We start from the raw sequence: 2,913 nt of genomic DNA on the forward strand, positions 1-2,913 counted from the left end.
TGGCATTCAACCTCCTTATCATCATCTACCCTTATCCTATCACATCCGGACTTTTATGGAAAGAGCTATACATCTTAAAATCTCGTGTTTACGTGAACAGTTACAAGAAAAAGAAGAACGTATAACAGAATTGAAAGGGAAAATAGACAATAATCAATGCAAAGAATTAGAAAATAAAAAACTGAATGAGGAAGTAGAAAAATTACGTAAAGAAATAAGGGAGTTATACGAGAAAGAAGACAAATTTTATAAAGAAAGAGATATATTACGTAAGAAAGAAGACATACTTTATAAAGAAAGAGATATATTATATGAGGAAGAAAAAAAGTTGCATACAAAATTAGATGACCTAAAATGTGAAATCAGAAAAATCAATAAAGAAAAGGAAAATTTATCTAAAAAATTGGAAAAGAAATTTGACGAGTTAGATGAAGCAAATGGTTTAATTGAAAATCAGTCTTTTGAGTTAGACGGAATAAGAAAAGATTGTAACAATGAGGTAAAAGGTTTAAAAAATTTACTTTTAGAGCGAGACAGTCAAATAGAACAACTTGAAGAAGATTTGTTGAGAAATGCAGAAGAGAAAAAGGGTTATTTACCGGAAATGTTAGAATCTGTGGTAGACAAGGTAGAAAAATTGGTAAACAATAATGAAGCGATCGGAGATCGTAGTAGAAAAATAATATTACAGGAGACTCAAAAAATAAAGTTTATATTGAAGGAAATTATGCAATTCACGCTAGGTGAAGATTCTAGATGTGAATCACCATCAGAGGAAACGTTTGATTGTTTACTGGAGGATCTTGGATATGCAAGTCGCTCATCCACTCCGATCAAATTGCCAAATTCACTATTGACAGAATCTTATGAACGTAATCAGAGTGAAGGTATTTGCAAAACACAACAATTAGTCTTATAGTCTTATTATAAAATAAATCATGCAAGATAATGAACCCAATAATATGTGCACTGGATACACAAGATTTAAATAAGGCTATTTCTCTAGTTAATACTCTGCGTGGTAAAGTTGGCATGGTAAAGCTGGGATTAGAATTTTTTGCTGCTCAAGGTCTTTCTGGAGTGCAAGAAGTTGCAAAATGCAATGTACCAATTTTTTTAGATCTGAAATTGCATGACATTCCAAACACTGTAGCTAAAACAGTTGAAGTAATAAAAGTTCTGAACGTTGAAATGTTAACTCTGCACATCAGCGGTGGGACAAAAATGCTTGAAGAAGCGCTAAGTGTAGTGCAAGGCACAAAAATAAAGCTGATTGGAGTGACAGTGCTAACTAGTATGAGCAATGAGGATTTAAACGAGCTTGGAGTAGCAAGAGAAGTAAAATCACAGGTAATTTTGCTTGCAAAGCTTGCAAAAAAGATTGGACTCTATGGAATAGTCTGTTCTGCATTGGAAGCTCAGGAAGTGCGCCGAGAATGCGGTGAAGACTTTAAAATTATTACTCCAGGAATTCGTATAGATCCAGGTCATGACGACCAAAAAAGAACAGCAACACCAAAAGAAGCAATAAATTCAGGAGCTGATTATATCGTCATTGGCAGACCCATTACAAAAACTACAAGTAGTGCGGAGCTAATATTGAAATCCATGAAAGAATTTTAATATAATAACTTAATTTATAAAAATACTAACATATTAATTAGGAATAAGCATGAGTAATATCAATAGAATAATACGCGAAGTAATCAAGGAATTCCGCTCAAAATTACCAGATAAGGAAATAGAGGAATATTCTGGCAAATTGAATAAGCTACATATCTACCAGTGCAATAAGCATATAATAGAAAATAAGAAGCTATATCATTATACAATAAATGGGAAAACCCATGCTATGGGTCAGCATGGGCATAATTTTGTCAAGAGTTTAGAAGTTATCTTGAGGAATAAGCCACAAATTTCCTTAGAAGAGGTAATTGATTTTATGGAAAAAATAATTAATTTTGGTATTGATAGTTGTTATGGAGCATTTGAGATGATATTTGAATCTCGCTCTGGTGTTACAATAGATGATGCAGTTAATTTTGTAAAAGATAGCTTATCTAGTAAATTTTATAGATTCCATGGCAGTGGGATTTTCAAAGTAATATTAGAACTTAATCCAGAGAGCTCTCTTGAAGAGATAGAGAAACAATTTAGCAAAGTAGTAGATCCTTACTTTCTTAATGCTTGGAGTCGAGAAAGTGAAAGGGCTTTTGCTAAGATATGTAGGTTATGTAGAGAAGGACATGTGGAGAATATGCAGAAATTTGATTTTAGCAATTTTAATTTAGATCAAGATAGTGCTGGAGCATTAAGAGCACTGTTACAGTATTGTGTTGACGTTTCTAATCAAAAAGCTTTAGGTGATTCACATGAATTGCATAGAGAAGAGATGGAGGGGATATATAAATTTGATGATAATTACGATTTAAATTTAGATAGTGATCATAATGATAGTATCTGGCATTGAAATTATACTACAATAATAAAATAACTGGATAAAAATTATCACCAAAAAAATTCAAAAAAGTGCTTGACATAAAAGAACGAACATTATATAGTGTTGTTATCTTTTATTTTACCTCGCTTAATTTAATTACTGGATTAAGCTTACAGTACTAAGCGTGGCACAAAGTGCCACGCTATTTTTCGGTTTACATTTTCAACAGATAAACAAATGATATCATGCCAGTGCCTGGGCACATAACTGTACGAACATTTATTTTTGAAGACAACAGATGATGTCATTCCAGTGCTTGACACTGGCTTTCGCACAATTCCATCAAAAACGTTGTAAAGCGCTTTCGTGTTTACCAACTTAGTGCCCAATCTGGATCCCAGACGGCTTTGTTGCATCGCTACTTATGAAAGGCTAACTATAATTAGGATTATAAGCAACCTATTGAAAATCTT

General features: G+C 32.7%; 4 protein-coding genes. 3 read left to right on the forward strand and 1 reads right to left on the reverse strand.

From position 1 onward, the window contains the following. Positions 1 to 55: 55 nt before the first annotated feature. From ACIPNH_RS01085 to ACIPNH_RS01095, 3 genes are read left to right on the forward strand one after another with little or no spacing between them, the layout of a single operon-like run. A complete protein-coding gene (locus ACIPNH_RS01085; protein WP_400771088.1) occupies positions 56 to 919 on the forward strand; it encodes a hypothetical protein in 864 nt (287 codons plus the stop codon). 29 nt (positions 920 to 948) lie between these two features. Beyond that, positions 949 to 1,623, forward strand: coding sequence for an orotidine-5'-phosphate decarboxylase (gene pyrF / locus ACIPNH_RS01090; protein ID WP_174515794.1), 675 nt, complete (start codon positions 949 to 951; stop codon positions 1,621 to 1,623). 49 nt (positions 1,624 to 1,672) lie between these two features. Continuing rightward, positions 1,673 to 2,470, forward strand: a complete 798-nt coding sequence (locus tag ACIPNH_RS01095; RefSeq protein WP_155968486.1) for a hypothetical protein — start codon at positions 1,673 to 1,675, stop codon at positions 2,468 to 2,470. A 140-nt stretch (positions 2,471 to 2,610) separates the two neighbouring features. Here ACIPNH_RS01095 and ACIPNH_RS01100 read toward each other — a convergent pair whose 3' ends face one another. After that, entirely contained in the window at positions 2,611 to 2,856 is a 246-nt protein-coding gene (locus ACIPNH_RS01100; RefSeq protein WP_400771091.1) for a hypothetical protein, read from the reverse strand. Positions 2,857 to 2,913: the final 57 nt, after the last annotated feature.

This window comes from Wolbachia endosymbiont of Drosophila barbarae, assembly GCF_044752445.1.
Classification (GTDB): Bacteria; Pseudomonadota; Alphaproteobacteria; order Rickettsiales; family Anaplasmataceae; genus Wolbachia; species Wolbachia pipientis.

Coding starts and splice junctions, on each gene's coding strand:
- ACIPNH_RS01085 (WP_400771088.1), top strand. CDS start 56: ATGGAAAGAGCTATACATCTTAAAATCTCGTGTTTACGTGAACAGTTA.
- pyrF (WP_174515794.1), top strand. CDS start 949: ATGAACCCAATAATATGTGCACTGGATACACAAGATTTAAATAAGGCT.
- ACIPNH_RS01095 (WP_155968486.1), top strand. CDS start 1,673: ATGAGTAATATCAATAGAATAATACGCGAAGTAATCAAGGAATTCCGC.
- ACIPNH_RS01100 (WP_400771091.1), bottom strand. CDS start 2,856: ATGCAACAAAGCCGTCTGGGATCCAGATTGGGCACTAAGTTGGTAAAC.